This is a genomic window from Amycolatopsis antarctica (assembly GCF_002262875.1).
GTDB classification, from domain to species: Bacteria; Actinomycetota; Actinomycetes; order Mycobacteriales; family Pseudonocardiaceae; genus Amycolatopsis; species Amycolatopsis antarctica.
The window spans coordinates 93003-115854 of the sequence record NZ_NKYE01000010.1; the positions used below are offsets into that span (position 1 = coordinate 93003).

General features: G+C 70.6%; 22 protein-coding genes. All 22 read right to left on the minus strand.

Annotated features, from left to right (window positions below; translation table 11 throughout):
- Window positions 1–194: 194 nt before the first annotated feature.
- The 22 genes from CFN78_RS17335 to CFN78_RS28755 all read right to left on the minus strand — a co-directional run bounded on the left by CFN78_RS17335 (window position 195) and on the right by CFN78_RS28755 (window position 22693).
- Window positions 195–1772: an MFS transporter gene (locus CFN78_RS17335; RefSeq protein ID WP_094863868.1), complete on the minus strand. Its 1578-nt coding sequence runs from the start codon at window positions 1770–1772 to the stop codon at window positions 195–197.
- A gap of 198 nt (window positions 1773–1970) precedes the next feature.
- Window positions 1971–3368, minus strand: a complete 1398-nt coding sequence (locus CFN78_RS17340; protein WP_094863869.1) for an NAD(P)/FAD-dependent oxidoreductase — start codon at window positions 3366–3368, stop codon at window positions 1971–1973.
- Window positions 3369–3509: 141 nt separating this feature from the next.
- Window positions 3510–3938, minus strand: coding sequence for an SgcJ/EcaC family oxidoreductase (locus CFN78_RS17345; RefSeq protein WP_094863870.1), 429 nt, complete (start codon window positions 3936–3938; stop codon window positions 3510–3512).
- Between the two features lie 40 nt (window positions 3939–3978).
- A complete protein-coding gene (locus CFN78_RS17350; RefSeq protein WP_094863871.1) occupies window positions 3979–5160 on the minus strand; it encodes an acyl-CoA dehydrogenase family protein in 1182 nt (393 codons plus the stop codon).
- A gap of 209 nt (window positions 5161–5369) precedes the next feature.
- The gene (locus CFN78_RS17355; RefSeq protein ID WP_094863872.1) at window positions 5370–6173 is read right to left on the minus strand and encodes a TIGR03084 family metal-binding protein; all 804 of its coding nucleotides are present in this window, start codon (window positions 6171–6173) and stop codon (window positions 5370–5372) included.
- 307 nt (window positions 6174–6480) lie between these two features.
- Window positions 6481–7560: a carboxymuconolactone decarboxylase family protein gene (locus CFN78_RS17360; protein ID WP_094863873.1), complete on the minus strand. Its 1080-nt coding sequence runs from the start codon at window positions 7558–7560 to the stop codon at window positions 6481–6483.
- 36 nt (window positions 7561–7596) lie between these two features.
- Entirely contained in the window at window positions 7597–8193 is a 597-nt protein-coding gene (locus CFN78_RS17365; protein ID WP_133116373.1) for a DUF6239 family natural product biosynthesis protein, read from the minus strand.
- Window positions 8190–8774 carry a hypothetical protein gene (locus CFN78_RS17370; protein ID WP_094863875.1) on the minus strand — a complete coding sequence of 195 codons (585 nt, stop codon included), beginning with the start codon at window positions 8772–8774 and terminating at the stop codon, window positions 8190–8192. The genes CFN78_RS17365 and CFN78_RS17370 overlap by 4 nt, the downstream gene beginning before the upstream one ends.
- A 3-nt stretch (window positions 8775–8777) precedes the next feature.
- On the minus strand, window positions 8778–10433 hold the full coding sequence (locus tag CFN78_RS17375; RefSeq protein ID WP_094863876.1) for an FAD-dependent oxidoreductase: 1656 nt from the start codon (window positions 10431–10433) through the stop codon (window positions 8778–8780).
- Complete coding sequence (locus tag CFN78_RS17380) at window positions 10430–10960, minus strand: DUF5987 family protein (protein WP_094863992.1); 531 nt, start codon at window positions 10958–10960, stop codon at window positions 10430–10432. Before CFN78_RS17380 ends, CFN78_RS17375 begins: the two co-directional genes overlap by 4 nt.
- Before the next feature lie 86 nt (window positions 10961–11046).
- Window positions 11047–11649: a carboxymuconolactone decarboxylase family protein gene (locus CFN78_RS17385; protein ID WP_094863993.1), complete on the minus strand. Its 603-nt coding sequence runs from the start codon at window positions 11647–11649 to the stop codon at window positions 11047–11049.
- Window positions 11624–12073 carry a DUF6187 family protein gene (locus CFN78_RS28750; RefSeq protein ID WP_133116374.1) on the minus strand — a complete coding sequence of 150 codons (450 nt, stop codon included), beginning with the start codon at window positions 12071–12073 and terminating at the stop codon, window positions 11624–11626. Before CFN78_RS28750 ends, CFN78_RS17385 begins: the two co-directional genes overlap by 26 nt.
- The gene (locus CFN78_RS17395; RefSeq protein WP_094863878.1) at window positions 12066–13406 is read right to left on the minus strand and encodes an FAD/NAD(P)-binding protein; all 1341 of its coding nucleotides are present in this window, start codon (window positions 13404–13406) and stop codon (window positions 12066–12068) included. Before CFN78_RS17395 ends, CFN78_RS28750 begins: the two co-directional genes overlap by 8 nt.
- A 75-nt stretch (window positions 13407–13481) precedes the next feature.
- Window positions 13482–13967, minus strand: a complete 486-nt coding sequence (locus CFN78_RS17400; RefSeq protein ID WP_094863994.1) for a DUF6423 family protein — start codon at window positions 13965–13967, stop codon at window positions 13482–13484.
- 217 nt (window positions 13968–14184) lie between these two features.
- Entirely contained in the window at window positions 14185–14502 is a 318-nt protein-coding gene (locus CFN78_RS17405) for a DUF6235 family protein (protein WP_094863879.1), read from the minus strand.
- Between the two features lie 67 nt (window positions 14503–14569).
- Window positions 14570–15955, minus strand: a complete 1386-nt coding sequence (locus CFN78_RS17410; RefSeq protein WP_094863880.1) for a cytochrome P450 — start codon at window positions 15953–15955, stop codon at window positions 14570–14572.
- Window positions 15952–17001 carry an enediyne biosynthesis protein gene (locus CFN78_RS17415; RefSeq protein ID WP_094863881.1) on the minus strand — a complete coding sequence of 350 codons (1050 nt, stop codon included), beginning with the start codon at window positions 16999–17001 and terminating at the stop codon, window positions 15952–15954. The genes CFN78_RS17410 and CFN78_RS17415 overlap by 4 nt, the downstream gene beginning before the upstream one ends.
- A gap of 4 nt (window positions 17002–17005) precedes the next feature.
- A complete protein-coding gene (locus CFN78_RS17420) occupies window positions 17006–18949 on the minus strand; it encodes a CRTAC1 family protein (RefSeq protein ID WP_094863882.1) in 1944 nt (647 codons plus the stop codon).
- Window positions 18946–19926 carry a DUF1702 family protein gene (locus tag CFN78_RS17425; RefSeq protein ID WP_094863883.1) on the minus strand — a complete coding sequence of 327 codons (981 nt, stop codon included), beginning with the start codon at window positions 19924–19926 and terminating at the stop codon, window positions 18946–18948. Before CFN78_RS17425 ends, CFN78_RS17420 begins: the two co-directional genes overlap by 4 nt.
- A 104-nt stretch (window positions 19927–20030) precedes the next feature.
- Window positions 20031–21038 (minus strand): DUF1702 family protein, encoded by a 1008-nt coding sequence (locus tag CFN78_RS17430; protein ID WP_094863995.1) that lies wholly within the window; start codon window positions 21036–21038, stop codon window positions 20031–20033.
- Between the two features lie 76 nt (window positions 21039–21114).
- Window positions 21115–21939, minus strand: a complete 825-nt coding sequence (locus CFN78_RS17435) for a helix-turn-helix transcriptional regulator (RefSeq protein ID WP_094863884.1) — start codon at window positions 21937–21939, stop codon at window positions 21115–21117.
- Window positions 21940–22144: 205 nt separating this feature from the next.
- Window positions 22145–22693: a hypothetical protein gene (locus tag CFN78_RS28755; protein ID WP_133116375.1), complete on the minus strand. Its 549-nt coding sequence runs from the start codon at window positions 22691–22693 to the stop codon at window positions 22145–22147.
- Window positions 22694–22852: the final 159 nt, after the last annotated feature.

Here is a 22852-nt window from a genome sequence, read left to right on the forward strand (position 1 = left end):
GACCGCCGAGTCCGGCGGGGTCCCGACCGGCCACTCCGGTGTGTCCGCCACGAATGTCACCTGACTGTGCCCGGCGAAGCGGATTGCCGATCGCCGTACTGTTTCGAAACGTTCCTGCCCGCGGCGCGCGCGCCGTCTAGCGAACTTGTCGTCGCACCCTCCTAGCGGTCCGTGGACTTCGCCGTGCCACCGGATCAGTGGGCCGCCACGGCGGCCGAGTCCACATCGGACTGCTCCCCGTGCTCCGAACCGGTCGGGGGCACGTCGCGCAGCCGGGCCACGGCGAGGGTGCCCAGCGCGGCGAACAGGACGGCGCTGACGATCGCGACCACGTTCAGTCCGCTGGTGAACGCCTCCCGCGCCGAGTCGAGCAGTTCGGTCCCCACTGCGGGTGGAACCTGTCCCGCCGAGGCGACGGCACCGTTGACGTTCTCCGCCGCGGCGGCGGCGATGTCGCCCGGCACGCCTTCGGGCACGGTCAGCGCCCCCTGATACACGACCGCGCCCAGGCTGCCGAGCGCGGCGATTCCCATCGCCACACCGAATTCACCCGCCGTGCCGGACACCGAGGAGGCGGATCCGGCCTTCTCCGGGGGTGCGGTGTCGAGGATGAGGTGGTTCAGCAGCGCGGCGGCGGGCCCCACACCGAAATAGGAGACGGCCACGCCGGTGATCAGGTAGGCCACCGAACCGGTGGCGTCCACCTGGGCGATCATCAACTGCCCGGCCACGGCGATCGCCATTCCGCCGGCGAGGACGAAGGCCGGGCGTACCCGGCGGGCGATGTGCGGTGAGACGTTGATGGCGAGCATCAGTGTCAGCGCGGGCGGCACCAGGCACAGCCCCGATTCCAGTGGTGAGAAACCCGCGACCGTCTGCAAGTGCAACGCGACGAGCAGGCCGGTGCCGCTCTGCAGGGCACCGACGAACAGGCTGAGGATCAGCGCGGCCGTCAGCGAGCGGTGCCGGAACAGGCTCAGGTCCAGTAGCGGGTCGGCCAGCCCGCGCTGCCTGCGCAGGAACAGCGCGCCGACGGCGGCGCCGGCCAGCAGGCCGGCGATCGCCAGCGGCTCAAGACCCTCCTTCGCGAACTCCTTGAGCGCGTAGATGACGAGCAGAATGGCCACCATGGAGAGGGCGACGCTGCCCGCGTCGATCCGTCCCCCCGCCGGGTCGCGGCTCTCCGGCAGCAGGAACGGCGCGGACAGCACGAGCAGCAGCATGATCGGCACGCCCATGAGGAAGACCGCACCCCACCAGAACGTCGACAACAGGGCGCCGCCGATGACCGGTCCCAGCGCGACACCGGACATGAACGCGGTGCCCCAGACGGCGATCGCCACACCCATCTGCTTGGGGTCGCGGAACATGCTGCTGATCAGTGCCATGGTGGATGGCAGCAGGGTGGCGCCGGAGATCCCGAGCAGTGCCCTGGCGACGATCAGCATCTCCGGTGTCGTGGAGAACGCCGCGAGCAGCGAGGCGCAGGCGAACGCGGAACCGCCGATCAGCAACAGCTTGCGCCTGCCGATCCGGTCGCCGAGCGTGCCCATGGTGACGAGGAATCCGGCGACCATGAACCCGTAGATGTCGCTGATCCAGAGCTGCTCGGTGCTCGAGGCGCCGAGATCGGCCGTCAGGTGCGGCAGGGCGAGGAACAGCACGCTCACGTCGACCGAGACCAGCAGGGTCGGCAGGGTGAGCACGGCGAGCCCGATCCACTCCCGCCTGCCCGCACGGGCACCGTTCCCGGTCGTCTGGCTCGCGCCCATGGAATCTCCTCCTGCTGTCTGGGTGGGACCTGCGCCCGGGACGTGCCGGGCGCCTGCGGCCCGATGCGGCGGGTCCGGCCGGGGGTGGGCCCGTTGGGCCATACGCTCAGTGTGCTGGGCCGGATACCGGATCGACATCTCTCAACGTGCGGTGCTCGGACGGCCCGGGAGAACGCGCGCGCCGGGCCGCCCGGCGGTTCAGGCGGCGCGCCGGACGGGCGCCTCGACCTCGGCGGGTGGTGCCGCCGGCCGGGCCGGGACGACGGGCACCCGGCGCCGGGAACCACGCAGCACGTCGAGCATCAGCCGAGGCCGCATGAGTGCCTGGGGCGGATCGACGAGCCCGGCGACGCGGAAGAACGCCGTCGCGAACCGCGCATCGCTCCGGGCGGCGGCATGCAGGCGGGAGACGTAGGCGTTGCCGATCCTGACCTTCAGCGTGCGGCGGCCCTCGACGCCCGGGAACGCCAGGTCCGCGCTCACCGAGGTCTCCCAGGGCACGTCGACGATCGGTGCGATCCGCCGGAAGAAGCGGCGCGCGTCGGGCCCGCCCTCGCTCAGGTGCTCGCGCAGTGCCATCGCCTCCATCGCGGCGACGGTCATCCCCTGTCCGTACACGGGGTTGAAACTGCACACCCCGTCACCGATCACGAGCAGTCCGCGGGGGAAGCGGCGCAACCGCTCGTACCGGCGCCGGACACTGGCCGGGACGCGGAAGGTCACCGGGGTGTCGACCGGTTCGGCCTCGCGCACCGCCTGGTAGATCTCCGGGGCCGCGAGTGACTTCACGAACTCGAGGAAGCCCTCGTCGTCGGCCGGCGGGTGGTCGCCGAGCATCCCGGTGAGCGACAACATCGACGTGCCGTCCCCGAGTTTCGGGAAGAACGCGCCGCGCGGGTTGTCCGGGGAGGCGACGGGGTTGATGGAGAGGTCGGTGCCGTACGGGTCGTCGCGGAGCCGGTAGTGCCGGGTGGTGTACGCGAGGTCGACCTTGACCCTGTCCTCCCTGGGTCGCTGGTAGCCGAGTTCCTCCAGCCACGCCGGGGTGCGGGAACCGCGGCCGGTGGCGTCCACGACGAGGTCCGCGGCGACGAACTCCTCGACGCTGTCCTCCGCCTCGTCGATGACCCGTACACCGATGACCCGCTCCCGTCCGGGATCGGCCTGCAATCCGCGGATACCACACCGTTCCCGGAACTCCACAGTGGACAGACGGGCGACGCGAGCACGGACGTGCGCCTCCAGCACCGGGCGGGTCGCCGAGACGCTCACCAGACCGGACGTCTCCTGGGCCAGCTTCTCCCCGCCGAAGTACCAGCGCAGGTTGCCCGCCAGATCGCCTGCCGGGATGCCGGCCTCGCCCAGTTCCCTTTCCAGGCCTGGAAAAAGCTCCTCCAGGATCTGCTGGCCCCTGGCGAGGAGCGCGTGCGCGTGCCGGGCGTGCGGCACGCCGCGGCGTGGTCCCCGTACGCCGAGCACCTCGTCGCGGTCGATGACGAGCACGCGCCGATACGACTCGGAGAGCACGCGGGCGGCGAGCAGCCCGGCCATGCCTGCGCCGAGCACCGCCGCGCGGTCTCCCGTGTATTCGCCCATCGCGGACGCCTCCCATGTCTCGGCCCGGGCAACCTGGGTCCGGGCTGTGTGTGCGCAAACGCCGCCGTGTCCGGGCCGTGCGCGGTCCTCGTGGGGTCGCGCCGGACGCGTCGTACCGCGCCCGGCGCGTACCGGTTCCGGTCAGTCCCGAGGGCTGTTCTGGTACGCCGCCAGCTTCCATTCACCCTCGCGCCGCACGGCGAGCCAGGAGGCGCGGATGGCGCTGCCGGTGGTGATCTCGGATTCGTCCGCGCCCAGCACTCCGCCCAGGGTCAGCAGCAGTGCCACGTCGTCGGCGAGGAAACGGAAGTCGATGGGCTTGCCGGTCACCTGGGTGCCCTTGTAGGTGGTGGCGAAGGCCTCGGCCATGAAGGCGCGGATCTCCTCACGTCCCTTGCGGTAGACGCCGGGCAGGATCATGGTTCCCTCGTCGACGAAGACACCGGCGAAGGCCTCCGCGTCGTGGTACGCCCACGCCGCGACCACCTTCTGGGTCAGGGCGGCGACGGCCACCTGGTCCGCCTCGGTGGGGCCGGTCCGGGTGCCGTCCGGTCGGGTGCTGGTCGTCATCGCGTACGCCTTTCTCGTTGCCTGCGGCGGTGTCCGGCGGTCAGATGTAGAGCGTGTTCGGTTCGAGCCCGCACAGCACGCGGCCGTACAGCTCGGCGTTGGTGTTCGGGTTCATCAGCGCGTGCAGGTTGACCGCGTGCACGTCGTGGGCGATCCGCTGCATCGGCACCGCGCGGTAGACGGAGGAGCCGCCGCTGGCCGAGGCGAAGATGTCCACCGCCTCCCGGGTCAGCCGCACCACGGAGCCGAGGTCGGCCCTTGCCCGCGCGCGTTCCTCGAGTTTCCAGGGCGAGGCGTCCACGCCCTTGCCGTCGACCTGCGCTGCGAGCCGGTGTGCGTGGAACTCGGCCTGGTCCAGTTTCGTCACGGCGTCGGCGGCCTGCAGGTGCGTCAGCGGCGCCTCCCGCTGGCTCTCGTAGGCGGTGTAGGTGATCTTGCGGTCCGGGAGCCGTTCGAAGAACACCTCCTGGGCGTGCCGGCCCAGCCCGAGCACGGTGCCGACCGAGGAGGCGGACGCGACCGGCAGCAGCGGCGCACGGTAGATCGGTGATCCGGCGTTCGTGCTGGAGGCGGCCTCGCCCTGCAGCACCGAGGGCAATGCCAGTATTCGTTCCGTGGGAACGAAGAGGTCCTTCGCGACGGTGCTGACGCTGCCGGTTCCGCGCAGTCCGGAGGTGTTCCAGTCATCCACGATCAGCAGGTCCGACATCGGGACCAGGGCCATGATCGGATACGGCTCGGAGTCGGGACCGGCGAGGATCGCGATGATCTCCTGCCAGTGGCTGTGCTGCGCGCCGCTGATGAAGCCCCACTTGCCGTTGACGATCACGCCGCCGTCGACGGGGGCTGCCATCGCGCTGGGGCTCAGCGTCCCGCACAGGCGCACGTCCGGCGTCGCGAAGACCTCGTCCTGCACCTCGTCCGGGAACATGCAGGCCATCCACGTCGGGATCCACGTCACCGAGGCGACCCAGGAGGTCGAGCCGTCGGCGCGGCCGAGTTCGGTGGCGACATCCATCAGCGTGCGGGTGTCGCACTCGAAGCCGCCGTACCGGCGCGGTATCCGCATCCGGAAGATACCGGCGTCGGCCAGTGCCTCCACGGACTCCTCGTGCAGCCGCCTGTTCTCGTCCGCCCAGTTCGCGTGTCTGCGCAACAGGGGAACCAGTTCGGACGCACGCCGGACCAGTTCCTCCCGGGTCGGAACCTCAGTCGTGGACACAATTTCCTCCTAGAGACGACCTCGACCGCGACGCCGCGCGTCACGCGGTTGGTGCGATACCCGTCATGGCGGTACCGACGCGTTGTGAAGGACCCGGCCGGCGACGGTGGCCGTGTCGGCGTTCGGGTCAACGGTTCCATCGCCGGTCCCGGTGGCGCGTCTTCCCGCTTGCGCCGACGGCGACGCGAAACTCAGCGCACCCGGAACTGTCAGCGCACCCGGAACTGACCGGGGCGGCGGCCCGCCCCGGCCGGGCCGCGGTATGCCTGGGCGATGTCGAGCCAGCGGTCCGCCTCGGCCCCGACCGCGCCGAGGTCGAGGTCGTCGCGATGCCTGCGCCTGGTCGCCAGCAGGCAGAAGTCGGCGGCCGAGCCGGTGATCCGCTGCCCGGCATCCTCCGGGCCCGACGTCAGGATCCGGCCGGACGGGCTGACCAGCTCGAACCGGAACTCCTCGTCCGGTGGGGTCAGATTCCTTGCCTGGTAACCGAAGTCCTTCGTGCGCACGGCGAACTCGACCAGGTAGGCGATCCGGTCGGTGTGTGTGCGTACGACCCCGAGGGCGTCGGCGATGTCCTGACCGTGCGCGAACAGCTCCATCATCCCCGCGCAGGCCAGTACCGACGGCGGCAGCGGATTCACCAGCCAGGGCACCACCTGGTCGGCGGGGACGGCGGCGAGCTGCTTGATGCCGGTGTCGCGCTCGGCGCGCCAGCGGGCGAGCAGGACCTCGGCCGGATCCCCGACGTAGTCGGCCAGTGCGGCGTTGACGGCGGCGTCGAACGCGCCGCCCCCGTCGATTCCGGCGGTCATCGCCGTGAACGCCTTCGGCTCTCCCGCCGCCATCCCGGCGATCCGGAAGATGAACGCGAGGTGCCCGATCTGGTCCTTCACCGTCCATCCCGGCGCGGGTGTCGGAGTGTCCCATTCGGACTCGCCGAGTTCGGCGACGAGCCGGTCGACCTCGTGAGCGTCGGTGCTCAGAGCATCGATCACGTCCTGTGGGCTGCTCATGCGTGGCGTCCTCTCAGCGGTTGGGCGGACCGATGCGGGCGAGGCGGCGGTACGTGCGGCAGCTCCGGGCCACCGGCGTGCCGGACGGTGGATCGATGACCGCCGTGCCACGGCGCGGAGCCGGGGCACGGCGGTCATCGGGGCGGCAGATCGATCGCGTGACGTGAAAGCCGTGCCGTTCGCCGTCAGTGCGTCTCGGACTTGCTTCGACTCAGCGGTGCCGATCCGACGAACACCATTCTGCGCCGGGCGAGGGGCGTGGGTCTTCTTCCCGCGTGCACATCCGCGCGATTCCGGAGTCTCCGGTTCACGGCCGGGGCGCGGTGCCCGGTGGCTGCGTGGCGACCGTGCCGGAAGCGCCCGCGCGCAGTTCGCCCGTTCGCAGGGCCGCGGCCATCGCCGCCCACGAGACGCATTCCACCAGTGCCCGGTCGGCGGGTTGCCCGCTCCGGAACGCGCCGACGACTCCGTCGTCGACCTGGTAGGAGGCGATCGCCGTGAGCAGTGCCAGCCGGGCCGCCGGGCGATCGGCTCCGGAGAGCCCGGACACCAGTGGGTCCACCCAGGCTCGGCTCAGTCCCGGTGGGCGGCCGTCCCAGTTCGCCAGCGCGCCAAGCACGGTGGCACGTACCGCCTCCGGCAATGCCCGGCGACCCGCGGTGTCCAGCGCGGCACCCGCCCGGGCGAACGCCTCGGCGACCACCTCCTCGGCTCCCGCCCAGGACGGTCCCGGTGGCGCGGACGGCAGCAGGGACAGCGAGGCGCCGCGAGCGGGCCCCGCACCGGAGGGCCGCAGGACCCTGCCCAGCATCCCGCCGGCGATTCTCCGCGCCGGTGCGGGAAGTCCCGGTGGCAATGGGGAGTCGCCGAGGAAGACGTTCACCATCCGGTTCAGGTAGTCGAACGTCGCGGCGACGCCGGCAAGTTCGGCCACCGTGCCCGCGGACAGGCCCGGCAGGGCGCCGGTTCCGCGCGCCCAGGCCGTCACCGCCCGAAGCTCCGGGTCGCGAACGGCGGCGGTCGTGCCCTCGGCGGCAGCGGCGGCGTCGGCGCGTCCGGTGAGGCCGCCGAGCATGGCCGTGTGCACTTCCACGCAGTACGGACAGGAGTTACCCAGTGAGACCGCCGCGGCCACCGCCTCCTTCGCCGCCCGGCTCGCCGATCCCCGCGCCACGAGCGTCTCGCGCAGCAGCACCCAGCTCGCGGCGAGTGTCTCCGGGGCCGGGGAGTGCAGTGCGATCGGCGGAGCGAGCATGCCGAAGTCACGCTCCGCCTGCCGGTAGACCTCGCGGACGAGGCCGGTCGCGGCCGTGGGCCGGACGGCCCGGACGTGACGGATGCCGGACAAGGTGGTCCGCAGGGCGAGCCGGACGGGAACGGGGGTCATCGCACACCTCTCGGTCGGTCGGCCCCCGCCCGGGCCTCACCCGGCGGAGGAGAGAACGGCGACGTGCGCGGTACCGGCGACGACCGCGGTGGCCAGTACCCAGACCAGGGTCTGCACCGAGATCGTCGCCAGGCGCGTACGTGGCCGGCAGATCGTGAACCAGGACAGTCCCACCAGCGCGATCACCAGCCCGGTGTGCAACAACACCGGGGCGGCGTCCGTGCCGCCCAGCCAGGCGCGCCCGAACTCCACTCCGGACGCCACGAGGGCGAGGGCCAGCACCCACGGCGCGACACCGCGCACGTGCCGGGTAACGGCCAGCAGCCGGGGCTGCCGTGCTCGCGTCACCGTCACCGGCACCGCCAGCGCGATCAGCAGCAGCAGGGCGACCTGTTGCGGCAGGTCGATGCCCTCGGTGAGCAGCAGGCCGAGCAGTCCCGCCCCGGCCGCCGCCCAGGTGACCAGCTCCACGGCGAGACGTGGCTGCTCGGTGAGGAAGGGCCGCAGCAGAGCGAATGCCGCGACCAGCAGCAGCCCGGCGACGAGCAGGACACGCAACCAGAGCGAACCGGTGGTCACCGAGAACGTGACCAGGTGGTCGTGCGGGCCACCGGCCGCCTGCGCCGCCGTCATACCGGTGCGGCCTCGGCCCGGCGCGCGGCCCCGGTGCCGCAGGTGCACCGCATCAGCGCCACGTCCTCCGGTTTCGGCCGCAGGTGGTACACCATCGCGACGACCATCGGGATGAAGACGATCGTGTTGTAGAACAGATGCAGCTCGACCCTCGGGATGACGAGCTGCGCGATGCTCGTGGGTTTGGCTCCGCCCAGCAGGTGCGCACCGGTGAGCGCCTGCAGCAGCAACAGCAGGTGCTCGAAGTGGTGCCATACCTGGATCCACATCGCGGCGCGCCACCACGGGCGGGAGCGGCCGACGAAACCGTGCCGCAGCACGATGAACGCCACCATCATCCCGATCGCGTAGCCGTAGTGCATCCACTCCGAGGTGACCAGCCACGGGAACGCCATCCCGAGCGCCCCGTTGGCCTTCGGTGCGGGCCAGCCGAGCAGGTAGATCTGCGCGGCCTGGGCGAGATGTTCCGCCCAGTGGGCCAGTACGACGATCGCGTAGGCCATCAGCGCCGCCTTGTGCCAGCGCGTGTTGAGTGCCTCGCTGACGGCGCGCCACCCACCGGTCCGGGCTGACGTGTCCATTCGCTACTCCCCTGCCGACAGGCTGGGCACCAACCTCAGGGTGGCCCGCCTGCCACTCGTCGCGCCGTCGGGTGACGGCGCACCGTATGAGACGTCGACGCCACGCTCCCGCGCGGCCTTGACGATTCCGGGAACGGCGCGCTCGGCGAGCGCGGCGATGGTCATCGCCGGGTTCACCGTCAACGCGCCCGGGACGGACGAGCCGTCGGTGACGAAGATGCCGGGGTGGTCGCGCAACTCGTGGTTGTCACCGAGCGCCGAGGTCGCCGGATCGTCCCCGATCCGGCAGGAGGCCAGCGGGTGCACCGTGTACGCCCCGACGACGTCGTTGGTCCACGGGGCGACCTTGGCCAGGCCGTCGCGTTCCATGATGTCCTTCACGTCGGCGTCGGCCAGTGCCCAGCCGTGCTTCGTGTTCGCCGTCGGCTCGTAGGACAGCGGTCCCCGGCCGAGCATCTGCTGGGAGATGCGGAAGGCGTTGCCGGTGGGTGGCGGCGGGCCGAAGACGCCTTCGTTGTCGTCCTCGGTCATCAGGAAGATCGTCAGCCAGGAACGCCACCGCTTCAGCAGTTCCTTCTTCTCCGCGCCGAACCAGGTCGGGTCGGCTCCGCCCGGAACCTGCGCCAGGATGGTGCCGAGTCCCGGCGGGAAGTAGAGCTGTTCCAGGGAGTAGCGGGAGTACTCGGGCAGCGAACCATCGAGTTTGTCCCAGTTCGCCACCGTCGGGCCCTTGCCGATCTGGTTGGCCTCGTAGGGGATCCCGTCCTCCCGGCTGAGACCGAGCACCTCGCGGACCTTGTCCTCGTCGAGCACGGCGGTGTTCAGCCGTTCACCGTTGCCGGAGAAGTACCGGCCGACGGCGTGCGGCATCGCGCCCAGCGTGGCCTCCGAGCGCTGCAGGATCACCGGCGTCGCGCCCGCGCCCGCGGCGAGGACCACGATCTTCGCCTCGATGACCCCGCGGCCGGTGTGCTCGCGGTAGTCCTCCTCGTCGACCACGTTGTAGCTCACCCGGTAACCACCGTCCTCGGTGCGGGACAACTGCTGAACCTCGTGCAGCGGGCGGATTCGCGCGCCGTGCGCGAGTGCGGCGGGCAGGTAGTTGGTCAGCAGGGAGCGTTTCGCGTCGAACCGGCACCCGCCCATCATCCAGTTGCAGTTGGTGCACTTGCCGTTGTCGATTGCCACCGGTGCCGGGTTCGCCGTGCGCCCGGCGTGGTGGCACGCCGCAGCCCACAGTCCACCCGAGTACGAGACGTCGTTCCAGTCCTGCTGGGACACCGGCAGGGCCTCGGCGACCTTGTCATACCAGGGATCCAGGCTCGACCGGTCGATCGAGGCCGGCCACATCCGCCTGCCGATGCTGCCGTGGCGCTCGAAGACGAACCGCGGCGCCCGGGGCATGGCGGCGAAGTAGACGACGCTGCCACCGCCGACGCAGTTGCCACCGAGCACGCTCATGCCGTCACCGACGACGAAGTCGAACGCCCGGGTGTAGGAGGAGCCGAGCAGGAAGTCGTGCTCGAACTCGTTGCTCTGCAACCACGGGCCGCGTTCCAGCACGACGACCTTGGCCCCGCCCGCGGCGAGGTGGTAGGCGGCGATGGCGCCACCGAAGCCGCTGCCGACGATGACGACGTCCGTTTTCTCGGTGCTCATGCCGGGCTCCCCGAGGGTGTCGTGTCCGGGTGGACGTCGGCGAGCTTGCGCCGGTAGGAGTAGTGCGGGAATCGCCAGAGGCCGTCGGCGTCCGGCGGGTAGAAACCCATGGCCAGCAGGCCGGGGTGTCCCTCGGCCATCGCCTGCGCGGTGTGCAGGTGGGCGGCGCTGTCGAAGGCCATGTTGCAGAACAGGGCCAGTGCCACCCAGCCGTCCTTCTCCGGGTGCCCGGGTGCCGTCAGTTCGCGCACCAGTTGGGTGCGGTGCCCGAACGGCAGGGCGACGAACGCGGGCAGTGCGGCGTCGAGTTCGATCCCCTCCGTCCGGGCGCGGTTCTCGGCGTGCCCGTTCAGCATGGGCACCAGGAATTCCAGTCCCGCGGTCACTCCGGTCGCCGGAGTGTGCAGGAGCTCCAGCGCGCCCGCGGCCACCGCACCCGCACCCGCCGAGGCACCGGCGATCGCGTGATCGCCGGCCGAACGCTTCTCTCCAGGGACGATGGTGTCCGCGAAGGCCTCCAGCGTCATCGTCCTGACGTGTTCCTCGTCCGCGTTTCCCGGTTGCACAGGCGTTCCTCCTCGTCGAAAGGCGGCGACCCCGTCCCCAGCGGAGATCACCTCAAGGGGACCACCGGCGCGCCCGTACCGGCGTCTTCTCGGCTGCCGGCCACCGGGTCGCCGAGCAGGCCGGCCAGACCCGCGTAACCGATGTCGCGCAGGCGGGTACCGGAGGTGGCGAAATAGTCGGGGCCGGCGCTGATTCCGAGGCCTTCCACCATCCTGTTCATGAAGTTGAACAGCGCGCAGACGAGGACGGCGTCGTGCAGGGCCTTCTCCTCCCAGCCCGCGGCGTAGACGGCCTCGGCGTCGGCCGGGCCGATCCGGGAGGGGCTGCGGGTGAGGGTGCCGACGTAGCGCAGGATCGGCTTCAGTTTCTCCGCCACCGGTGCCGCGTCCAGATCGGCCACGGCGGCGGGCACGGCGCCCACCGCCACCCCGCAGGCCTCGGCGGTGGCGGTGTGCACGCCGTGGCAGTAGTCGCAGGAGTTCAGCCCGGACACGTACGCGGCGATGAGCTCCCGTTCGGCCACGGTCAACGGTGAGGTCCCCCGCATCACCAGCTCGTGGTAGTCCAGCAGTGGCCGCGAGGTCTCCGGGTACGCGCGGAACACCTGCAACAGCACGGCATCGTCAGGCAGTGACTTCAGGTACGGCACGGTCGTCCTCCACGAGTCGGTCCACTTCGTCACGTCGCAACCAGCAGGCCGCCAGGTAGGAACGAACCGCCGGCCCACGGTCCGGGCAGGCGCTGCCGGTGAGTCCGAGCACCCGGGTCCACGCCTGCCGTGGAGCGGCCGACACCGCCTGTCCGCGCGGCTCCGCCACGGTCAGTGCCGCCCTGGACGCCCGCCAGCAGCGGATGCCCGCCGCGACGACGGCCGTCATCGGGGCGTCGACGGCGGCGCCGTGCCGAAGGTGGTCCACGGCGAGCGCCACCAGTGCGGGATCCTCGGCGAGCGAGGCCACGCCGAGTCCGGCGAGCAGCCGCTCGCGGTCCAGTCCCATCAGGATCACCCCGGTCTCCACCTCGGCCGGATCGTCCACACCGGGCAGGGAGAACGGGAAGGTGTTGCTAGACAAGGGCTTCCACCTCGCCTCGGGTGATGGCCGCGGTACCGGTCCCGGCGCTGAGGCGGGCGGCGATGGTGGCGGCGACGCGCGCCGTCGCGACCCGGTGGCCGTCGATGTTGCGGGCGGCGGGCCCGAGCACCATGCAGGCGGCGGCACCGACGGCGAACACCTCCGGGGCACGCCGGTAGGCCAGCGTCCGCTCGTCGAGGTCCGGCCAGCCGTCCCGGGTGCCGACGATCTCACCGGACAGCAGGCGTTCGCCGATCGAGGGCACGGTGCCCAGCGCCAGCACCGCGTAGTCGCCGCGCACCCGCGCACCACCCGCCAGCGCCACCTCGGCGGCGCCGCCGGGGCCGGCCAGGGATTCGACGGCGCGGCCGCGGTGCACCCGCAGCCTGCCCGCACGTTCCGCCTCCTCCAGCAGTGGACGGAACTCGAACATCACCGACGCCCTGCGCTGCCGCCCCATCAGGGAGAGCCGGTCCGGCCATGGCACGCCACCGTCGAAGCGGGCCCTGCCCTCGGCGCGGAAGAACGAGGCGTTGACGTCGGAACACTGGAAGCGTTCGGCCTGCTCCCGCATCACCCAGTCCACCCGGCGGCCCTCGGCGAGCGAGCGGCCGATCACGTGTGCCGCGGTCAGTCCGGCTCCGACCACCACCACCGAGCGCGCGCCGCCCGGTACCGGGGCGTCCCAGTAACCGAAAGCCGGGGGCAACGGCCCGCCGCCGCACCATTGCTCCGGCACCAGGCGGCGTTCTTCGCCCTGGCAGAGCACGACGGTGCGGGCACGGATGCCACCCGCGCGGGTGCGCACGGCGACGCCGCCGTTCTCCCGCCGCAGTTCGAGCACCTCGCCCCGCCAGGTCCGTTCCCGCACCCCGTGCAGCGAGGCCACATGCCGGCAGTACGCCTCGAACACGTCGACCGGAACGACCGAACGGTGCCCGGCCTGCGCCATCCGGATCTGCGTGCGCTCGGTCGCCGACAGCCAGGACCATTGCAGGCGCGCGAAATCCAGCAGCTCGCAGTCGCGGTACCCCTCGACCCCGGGGTGATGTTCGTACGGCGAGCGCAGCACCCGCTGCGCCAGCGTGTCGACGCGGTCGAGGAAGCGGCGGCACACGCCGCCGGTGCGGTCGACCAGCACGACGTCGCGCACATCGAGATGCCACAGGGCCGAGGCGACCGCGAGCCCGGCGGGCCCGGCACCCACTACGACCACATCGGCCGATGACGGGAGCCCTTCGGTCCGCGCGGGCCGCGCGGGCAGATACCGGTGCGGCCAGTCGCGGCCCCGCTCCGACCACAGCAGACGGGGTTCCGGAACGAATGTGGTCATACCGTTCTCCTCGCACGACGGCAATGCCGGACGAAGCGTTCAACTGCTCCGTTCAGCGGTAAACAATTGAGCCGTTCACCCGATTATGGTGACCGGGACAATCGTTTCCAGAACGGGTCGCTGCGGCATTCCGTCAGTGACCAACCGATCCAGTTTCCCGGCCGAGGTCTCCGCGCTGTCCGCCGGCAGCGGGCTGTACCTGGCGTGCATGTACGCCGGGCGACGGGCGGTGGTCTCCAGTTCGAACACCTTCAGCACGGCCTCGCCCGGCCGGACCTCCCCCTCGTAGAAGGTGAGCCGCCGCTGGTCCGGGGTGATGAACGTCTTGGCGAACTGGCGGGACAGGATCATCGCGTCGCCGTCGTCCACGAAATGGGTGTCCTCATCGGCCGTGACCTGCATGGCGACCCAGGTCTGGTCGGTGAGGTTGGTCTCGGACTTGATCACCTGCCAGCGTCCGGGCTCGGGCAGGTGCAGGCTGATCGAGACGTCGTGGTCGACGGCGTCGATGGCTCCGGAGACCATCAGGACCCGCCGGCGCACGTCAGCGACGGCGCCCATCTGGATGTCCTTGGCACGGACCCTGGTGGAAACATCCAGACCCGGAATGTCCATCGACGACATGAGTTGTCTCCCTTGCACGGCGCGTGAACTGACGTGGAATGGCGGAACGGCACACATTTCGTCTCAGTGCAGCGAGACTGACACAGCGAAATTGCAAATCTCAAGCGACGGCACCCACATGGCCGACGCCTCGCGGCCATTCATGTCGATCTCGTCACGCAGCATCGACATCGACGTCGAGGCCCTCGGCGTTACCGCGCGTTCCGACGTACAGGATCGCGAAACAGGCCGGAGCCGGGAAATCCACCTTGACGATCAGGTCGTCGCGGACCACGACGGAGAACTCGCCCGGCCGGTGCGCGTCCCGCATCACGCGGTACCGCCAGAAGACCGAACCGTCGGCGACGGCGAACAACACGTCGTACACCCGGTTGCGCTCACCCTGGTCCGCCGTCGCCGCCCAGAGTTCGAGCCGCTGCAGGCCCGTCGTCAGGCGGCAGCGTTTCCGTTCAGCTTCCCGTTCGCCGTCCACGCGACGCACCCCGATCCATCGACTCGTCCCGACCCCGTTCGACCCGTCCACCCGTTTTCGGCGACCGTCAGTGCGCCGGATGCACCGTCATCGGCAGGCCACCCCGTACCCGCAGCGACAGCATCGGCTCCGCGACGGCAGGCCCCGCCGCCCCTCGAAGGCGCAGCTCGCGGCTGATCATCGCGAGCGTGAAGACCGCTTCCATGGTGCCGAGATTGCTGCCCACACAGAATCTCGGTCCGCCGCCGAACGGAATGTAGGCGTACCGCGGCCGATCGGCCGTGTGATCCGGGTGGAACCGGTCCGGGTCGAACAACTCCGGCCGGTGCCAGAAGTCCGGGTGCCGGTGCATCGTGTACGGGCAGACGACCACGTCCGAACCCGCGGGCACGTGGAAACCGGCCACCTCGTCCTCGGCCAGCGCGATCCGGGGCAGCAACCACACCGGTGGGTACATCCGCATGACTTCCTGCACCACCATGCCGGTGTAGGACAGCCGTCGCAGGTCCGCGAACTCCGGCGGGCGGTCGCCGAGCACGGTCGCCGCCTCCTCGCGCAACCGGGCCGCCACCTCCGGATGCCGGCCCACCAGGTACAGCGCCCAGCTCAGCGTGCTGGCCGTGGTCTCGTGGCCCGCCAGCAACAGGGTCACCAGCTCGTCCCGGAGCCTTTTGGCGCCGACCGCGGGATCGCTCTCCCGCCGGGTCGACTCGATCAGCCGGGAGAGCACATCGGCACCGGCCACGTCCTCGCCGGCGCGTTCCGCCCGCCGAGCGACCAGCGTGTTCACCACGTCCCGCAGTTCGGCATTCGCCTTCCGGGATCGCCGCTGCATCGGCAATGGCAGCCAGGACGGCACCAGCGACAGCGTCACCGCCTCGAACATCGCCTGGTCCTGCACCGACTCGAAGGCGTGCCCGATCGAGCCGAGATCGCCGAGATCGCCGAGATCCGAGTCGAGCAGGGTGCGGCCGAGCACGCCGAGCGTGAGCCCGGTCATCTCGTGGGTCATGTCCACCGGGCCCGCGCCGATCCGGTTCCGCAGCCGATCGACGAGCTGGCCCGCCTCCGCCGCCACCACCCCGGCCTGGGCGGCGATCCGCTTGTGCTGGAAAGCGGGCTGGATCAGCTTCCGCTGGGTTCGCCACAGCTCGCCCTCGCTGGTCAGCAGCCCGTCGCCGATCACCTTCTTCGCCTCGACCAGGCCGATTCCCTTATGGTAGTTGGAACTGTTGTCGGCCAGGACGTGCTTGGCGCCCTCCGGGCTGTTGAACAGATAGAGCGCCTTCGGGCCGATGGCGATCCGAGCGGCGTCGCCGTACCGGGATGCCGCCGAGGACAGCAGCGAGAGCCGGTCGGTGAACAGTTCCCGCAGCAGCCTGAAGGTGGCGGTGCGCGGGGGCCCGGGCGGCACCCGCCGGGTGCGACCGGCGGGCCCCGCCACGACGGTCACGCCGCCACCTCGCCCGGGGGCTCGGCCGACCGCGCCGCGACCGGGGCGGGTTCCGCCCGGCCGGCCGAGGGCAGTCCGGTCACCGAGGGCACGGCGGCGGGCGGACCGGCTGTCGCCGCCTCCACCCGCTGCTGCGTCTCCCACTTCACCCGCGTCTTGTCGACGAAGTGCAGTGACCACAGGAAACCGCCGCGTGCCAAGCAGACCAGCGCGGTCGCGAAGAACAGCCCGTAGGCGATACCGGCGGCGGTCAGCGCACCGTAGACGATCGCCACCCCGGCACCGAACGCGAACTGCGAGGCCGGCTTGGACGGCGTCGTCCCCGGGTCGGTGATCATGTAGTTGGTGAACAACACGAACGCGATGCCCGTCATCGTGCCGAGTGCGCCGAGGATCGCCGTGTCGAAGATCCAGCCGCGGACCACGGACTGGATCACGAAGAATCCGAGCCAGCCCGCGATCAGCCACATCCGCCCGGTGAGCTTCGCGTTGAGCATCGTGCCCGCCACGAGGATGACCGCCGGGATCAGCCAGTCGATCGGCCCGCTGACGTTCTCGCTGAAGTGGTAGGGCGGCGCGATGCTGGCCCAGGGGAACAGCACCAGGATCACCGCGATCCCGAAGTTCGACGGGTTCATGTAGTGCCGCATGCGGCCGCGGACCGGGGCCCGCAGCACCCACTTGGCGCCGACCGCCACCACGATGCCGAACAGCATCACCAGTATCTGGTCGTTCGGGTATGTCAGCATGTTCACCGCGAGACTGGTGATGTGCGCGGGCAGCAGGAACTCCGCGAGACCGCGGAATCCGTTGCCGCGGAAGCGGGGCGCCCGCTTCTCGGTGCGCGCACCGACGACCTCCAGCACCACTTCCAGCCCGTACCCGGTCGCCAACGCGAGGATGGGCCAGAGCCACGGCTGCTCGAAGCCGAGAACCGTGTAGCCGAGGATGTTGAACACGGTCATCGAGATGGCGAACCGGCGCAGCGCCGTGATCACCTTCGGATCGTGCCGTACGGGACCTGCCTGTGTCGTCTGCCCGGCCATGTCCTCACTTCTCCTTGGCCTGAGAGCCGAGCCGCAGCGAGTGCCAGCCCGAGGTCAGCGAAAGTTCCTGTTCGTGCACCACGCCGGCCCGGTCCCGCCACTTCACGCCGACCGTGACCGGTCCGGTGACGTCGCCGAGTCCGATGTGGACGTCGTTGCTGCGTTTGCCGGAATGCCCGCCGCCGCCGTCACTGCGCTCGATCAGAGTGCGGCCGTCCGGTGTGGTGACCGTGACCTGCGCGCCGATCACCGGCGAGCCGGGGGTGCCGGGGGGGCCCTCGTGGGTCAGCTTCAGTCCGATGAACGCCCCCGGATCCGGTGCCTGGTTCTGGTAGAACGCCGGCTGGCCCCACTGCCGTGCCACGGCCAGGTCCAGCCTGCCGTCCCCGTCGGCGTCGCCGGTCGCGATGCCCCGCGTCGGCACCGGCACGTCGAGGCCGAGCTGCCCGGCGACGTTCACGTAACCGCCGTCCGGCTTGCGGGCGAACAGGTGCAGTCGCTGATTGCCCGCGATGTCGTCACCCGCCCGGACATTGGGCCACCACGCGGGATCGTGCACGACCAGGTCGTTCGAGGTGGCGAGTTCCTGGAGCTGCGGCCACCTGTTGTGCTGGCCCTTGACGAAACCGTTGGTCTGGGCGATCGCCAGGTGGCCGCTGTTGTCGAAGTCGGCCATCTTGACGTCCCAGGCCCAGCCCGACCAGGCCGTGCCCTCGTCGGTGCTGCGGTCCTCCCACGGTGCCTCACCGGCCTGGAGCTGCGCGCGCATCTCCGACCGGCTGCCCGGCGTCGCCATGAACTGGTAGTTGCTCTCCTCGATGCCGAACGAGGTGGTGATGTTGCTGACGAACAGGTCGTAGAGGCCGTCACGGTCGAGGTCGCCCCAGTCCACGGCCATGCCCTTGAAGGAGTCCGCGCCGATCCGCTTCGACTTCGGCACCAGTGGCGAGGACGGGCCCTGCAGCGGCTCGAACGCGATGGTGCCCGGAGTGGATCTGTTGTGCAGCATGGCATCCCGGCCGTGGTCCTGGGCGAGGTAGAGTTCCGGCAGGTGATCACCGTCCACATCGTTGGCGCTGGCGCCGAGCACCCAGCCCTTCGAGAGGTCCTGCGGCAGGACGTCGTCGACCCGGTCGAAACTCACCGAGGGCGACGCTCCGCCGGAGGCTCCCGCCCAGCGGAAGAAGTAGTCCTCCCCGCCGTTCGAGGCGTTCGACAGCGAGTCGTTCATCGACACCCCGCCGGACACCGAGGGATCGAGGACGGGCCCGTGCTGGAAGTAGTTGCCGAGGTAGATGTCGAGATGGCCGTCGCCGTCGAAATCGTCGATCGCGACGGCATTGCTGTTCCACTGTGGACCGTTGTAGCGCGGGCCGGTGTCCCCTGGCACGAGTTCCACCGGCTGGTAGGAGCCGGCGCCGAGGAGGACCTCCCCGGGACGGGCAAGGTGGACGATGGGCGTGCGTCCCCAGTAGTAGACGAGGAGGTCCATGTACCCGTCCTCGTTGAAGTCACCCGGAGCGCACCCCATGGGTGCCATCACGTCGTTCATCGGCAGCGCACCGGCCTCCAGCACGAAGGGTGCGTACCGGTCCGATCGGGCACCCGGCGTCGGTGTCACGACAACCTGGTCGATCCGGGGATCGGTCACGCACAGGTCGTTCGCCAGCCCGTCACCGTCCAGGTCGTTCATCGCGATCCCCGCGCCCACCGAGGAGATCCACGCGTCGATGTCGGTGTAGTCCTGATTGACCTCGCGGATCTCCTGCTGGGGGAAACCACTGGGCATCGCGATCGACAGCGGGGCGAAACGGAACCCGCCCGCCAGCTCGTCGACCTCCTCCGCGGAGGACTCCGGGAGCCTGCTGGCGACGAACAGGGCCGCCATCACCACCAGCGCCAGGAGTCCGGCGAGCTGTTTGCGCAGCCAGCGAACTGTCGTGGTCATGTGTTGACACCTCCGATGGAGACGAACTCGCCGGCGACGCGTCGTCGCCAGACCTCGTAGGCGGGCTCACCGCCGGCGGCCGGCGCGTCCGGGCGGACCCTGCGCGTGAGTTCGGCGGCGAGCTCGGGCGTGGTGCCGCAGAGGACGCCGGTCGCTACGGGCGTGTGCGGCACCAGCAGCCCGGCCCGCACCCGCGCCTCCGCGGCGAAGGCGGAGGCCTGCGCGAGCTGCGGACGCCAGGTACCGGCGCGGTCTCGCAGAACGTGCAGTTCCTCTTGCTCGACGCCACCGGCGTAGGTCGCCGCCAGGCCGGTCCCGGCGTACAGGTCGGCCCGCCGGGACTCGGGGAACCTGTCGATCATGGACGCCACGAGTGCGGCGTCGGTCCCGCCGACGAACCACATGGCCCTGCCGATCCCCTGGTCGATCGCGTGGTGCGAGTACTCGCGGGTGGCGTCGCCCGGCCACGGGAACGCCGGGTCCTGGTACTGCTGGTACACGTATCGCTCGGTGTGGAAGTAGGCCTGGTGGAATCCGTAGCCGTCCAGGATGAGCCCGCGCAGCAGCGGGTCGAAGTCGTCGGCGGAGGGCCAGCGGAACCTCGGCAACCGCGCCATCGCCCAGCCGATGCCGACGTACACCATGTAGACGTGCTCGTCACCCCGGCCCGCCAGACAATCGGCGACATGGTGGGAATGTCCGAACGGAAGCCCGTCGAGCATCGCGTAGCCCATTCCGGCGCCCTCGTATGCGAATCCGCGGAATGGTGCCGGAACCTCTTCGAGCCATTCCTCCGCCTCGACCACGGAGCGCGCCTCAACGGCGTGTGCGTATCCGGTGAGGAACATCTTCCCGACATTTTCCAGCAGTTCCTGGGCTTCCGGATTCTTCTTGTGGAAGCCGCGCACGTCAAGCGATGTCTCGGAGACGTTCGGTGTCAGGATACGGCGCCTGAGCGCGCGCAGACCTTTGCCCAACTTGCTCTCCCCCAATCGGGTAGATTCGCACCTGGAGCATTCTCGGAATCAATTCTCGCAGCGCACGGGAATGCCCATCTACTCCCAGCCTGCGAGGGGGCGGATCAACTCGCCAACCGCAGTCCCGGTTCGGTCACGGCGTCCCGTATGCGCTGCCGCCAGAGTTCGTAGACCGGCTCGGCGGGGGCGGGGACCAGCTCCGGCGCCGTACCCGGATCGGTGGCGTCGGCGATCCCGACGGCCTCGGCCACCGTCAGTCCGGCCAGCGCGGATACCGCCGAATCCGTGTGCGCGGGGACGAAACCCGCGTACTGACGGGCTTTCGCGGCGAACACGGCACCGAGTGCCACCTCCGCGCGGTGCCCGCCCGCGGACTCGCGCAGCGCCGCGAGACCGGGTGAGTCGCAGCCGCCCGCGAAGGTGGCTGCCAGACCGACGCCGCTCCACAGGTCGGCGCGGCGGTGCTCGGCGAACCGCCGCACCGCCTCGGTGACCACCGCCGTGCGCGCGCCGTGAATGAACCACAGCGCCCGGCCGATTCCCTGATCGACCGCACGCCGGAAGTACTCCGGGCACCCGTCCCAGGCGTACGGCGCGGGAACGTGCTGTTCGTCCACCCACCGGCGGGTATCGAAATAGGCGCGGTCGAATCCGTATCCGTCCACGGCCAGCCAGCTCATCGTGGGGTGGTACGCCGAACCAGCCAGATCGGGAAGCACCTTCTTCCACAGCACCCTGGGCAGCCGTGCCATGGCGAAGCCGATACCGATGTAGGTGAGGAATATGTGCCGTTCCCCGGGGCCGGCCATCAGTTCCACCGTGCGGTGGCGCTGTCGAGGGCCCATCGCGTCGAGAATGGTGAACGCCATCGTCGCGCCCTCGTAGGCGAATCCGCGCAGTTCGGGCTCGATCATGTCCAGCCTGCGCTCGATCTCACCGAGCGCGGGCCCGTCGATCCCCCATTCGAACCCGCACACCACCACCTGCGGAACCCGCTCGAGCCGGTCCGCGGCGGGCGAACCCGCGCCGGGAAAACCGCGTCCGCCGAAGCTCACCGCGTCCATCGACGGAGCGAGTACGCGGCGCCGGAGCGCGCCGAGGGTTGTCGCCATCAGATCCATCCTTCGGGTTCGCACGGCGGCCACGCCGTCGTGTACGAGTGAACGTCGGCTCGGGCCCAGGCCGACCTCAGGCCACGGCCCGCAGTCCGCGGACCTCGGCCACGAACTGCCGGGGAACGGTGGGCGATCCCTGTCCCGCGAGGGTGAACGCGATCGGCGGGTCGGTCGGCTGGAGCGCGCGCATCCGGATGTCCGCGTTCGCCACCGCCCCGGCGGAGATCGTGACGGGCTCGCTGATCATGCCGAGGGAGAACGCCGTGGGCACGCCCGGTGCCGCCTGGTGCTCGGCGGCGGCGATGACCACCCAGCGGCCGTCCGGCACGTTGTTAATGATCAGCTCGGTGGAGCCGACCTTCGGCATTCCCTTGAACGCCACCGGTCCGCGCTGCGGGATCATGTCCGGGAACACCCCCACGAGCACGGTCGCCGGCATCGATCCGGTGGGCATCTCGATCCGGCCGACGATGGAGCCGCCGTCGCTCTGCGGGCGGGCACAGCCCACCCCGGCGTTACGCAGTGCCTCGAGTGCGGGCAGACGCTGGAAACCCGGGGAGACGGCGACGAGGAGCTGCCCCACCTCGGGGCTGCGGTACTGCGTCGGCGTCATGCCCACGGCCTGGGTGAACCGGCTGGTGAACGTCCCGACGCTGCTGTAGCCGACACTGCAGACGATGTCGGAGACGGTCAGCGAAGTGGTCAGCAGCAGTCGCTTCGCCTCGAACAACCGCACGGCCGTCAGGTAGCGGCCCGGCGTCACGCCGGTCACCTTGGCGAACATGCGGGAGAAGTGGAACGGGCTGACGAACACCTCGGCGGCGAGGTCGTTCACCGTGATCGGGTCGAAGTATCGCTCGTGCATGGACGAGATCGCGTGCTGGACGGCCGAAAGCATCGTGGATTCTCCTCGCTCGGCTGGCTCCCCTGGCCAGCGTGGTGTTGACGGAACGCACGTCGTTGCGCCGCGACGCCACTGGCACCGCGACCCCCGCACCGGTCGCGGGCTCGGCCGCGGACCGCTCACTGCGCCGGCTGTCACCCGTGGACGCGCCGGTTCTCCGCCGCGGCGGCGACCGTGCGGTGCGCCGTCCCGGCCGTGCTCATGCCGCTCGCTCCGGCCGCGCCGGGCCTGGCCGCGTCTCGGTGAGTTCCTTGCCGTTCCGCCCGTTCCCGGCACCCACCGGCTCGCCACGCCAGAAGTGCCCTGCGCCGCATGCGATCTGCGGGCGCAGCGAGCCGTCCGCCCGGACGGTCGCGTGCACCGGAGCACCACAGCCGGGGCGTGCGCACGGGCCGAGTTCCACCCTGCGCTCGGCCTCCGGCAGCGCCGCGACGAGCGCGGTGAGCTCGTCGGCGAATTCGCTCGCCGCTGGGTGGGCGGTCAGCCAGTCGAGGTGCGCGAGCAGGTATGCGGCGTGCGGTGACCATCCCTCCCCCACCGGCCCGGCCGTCCTCCGCTCGGTGGCCACCAGTGCGCACCAGGCAGCGAGAATCCCGGTCGCGTCCGTCGCTCCGCGCCGGGGCGTGGCAGCGCGCACCGCACTCGGAACGCCTGGGGGCGGGCCGGGCAATGGGTGCGGTTCGCTCAGCAGGCGCAGATCGCGGGCCGCCCGCACCCGGCACGCCAGGCACAGCCGGGGGCGCACCATGGGCCGCGAGGACGATGACGTTCCGGAGTCGGTACCGACTCGACAGTTGGTTGCTTCGCAGAGACTTGCCATCGTCCCTCCCGCATTCGGCCGGATCATCACGTTGCGACTACCTACTTCTCACCCACACGAGTAAGGATTCCCTCGTCTGCTCGAATC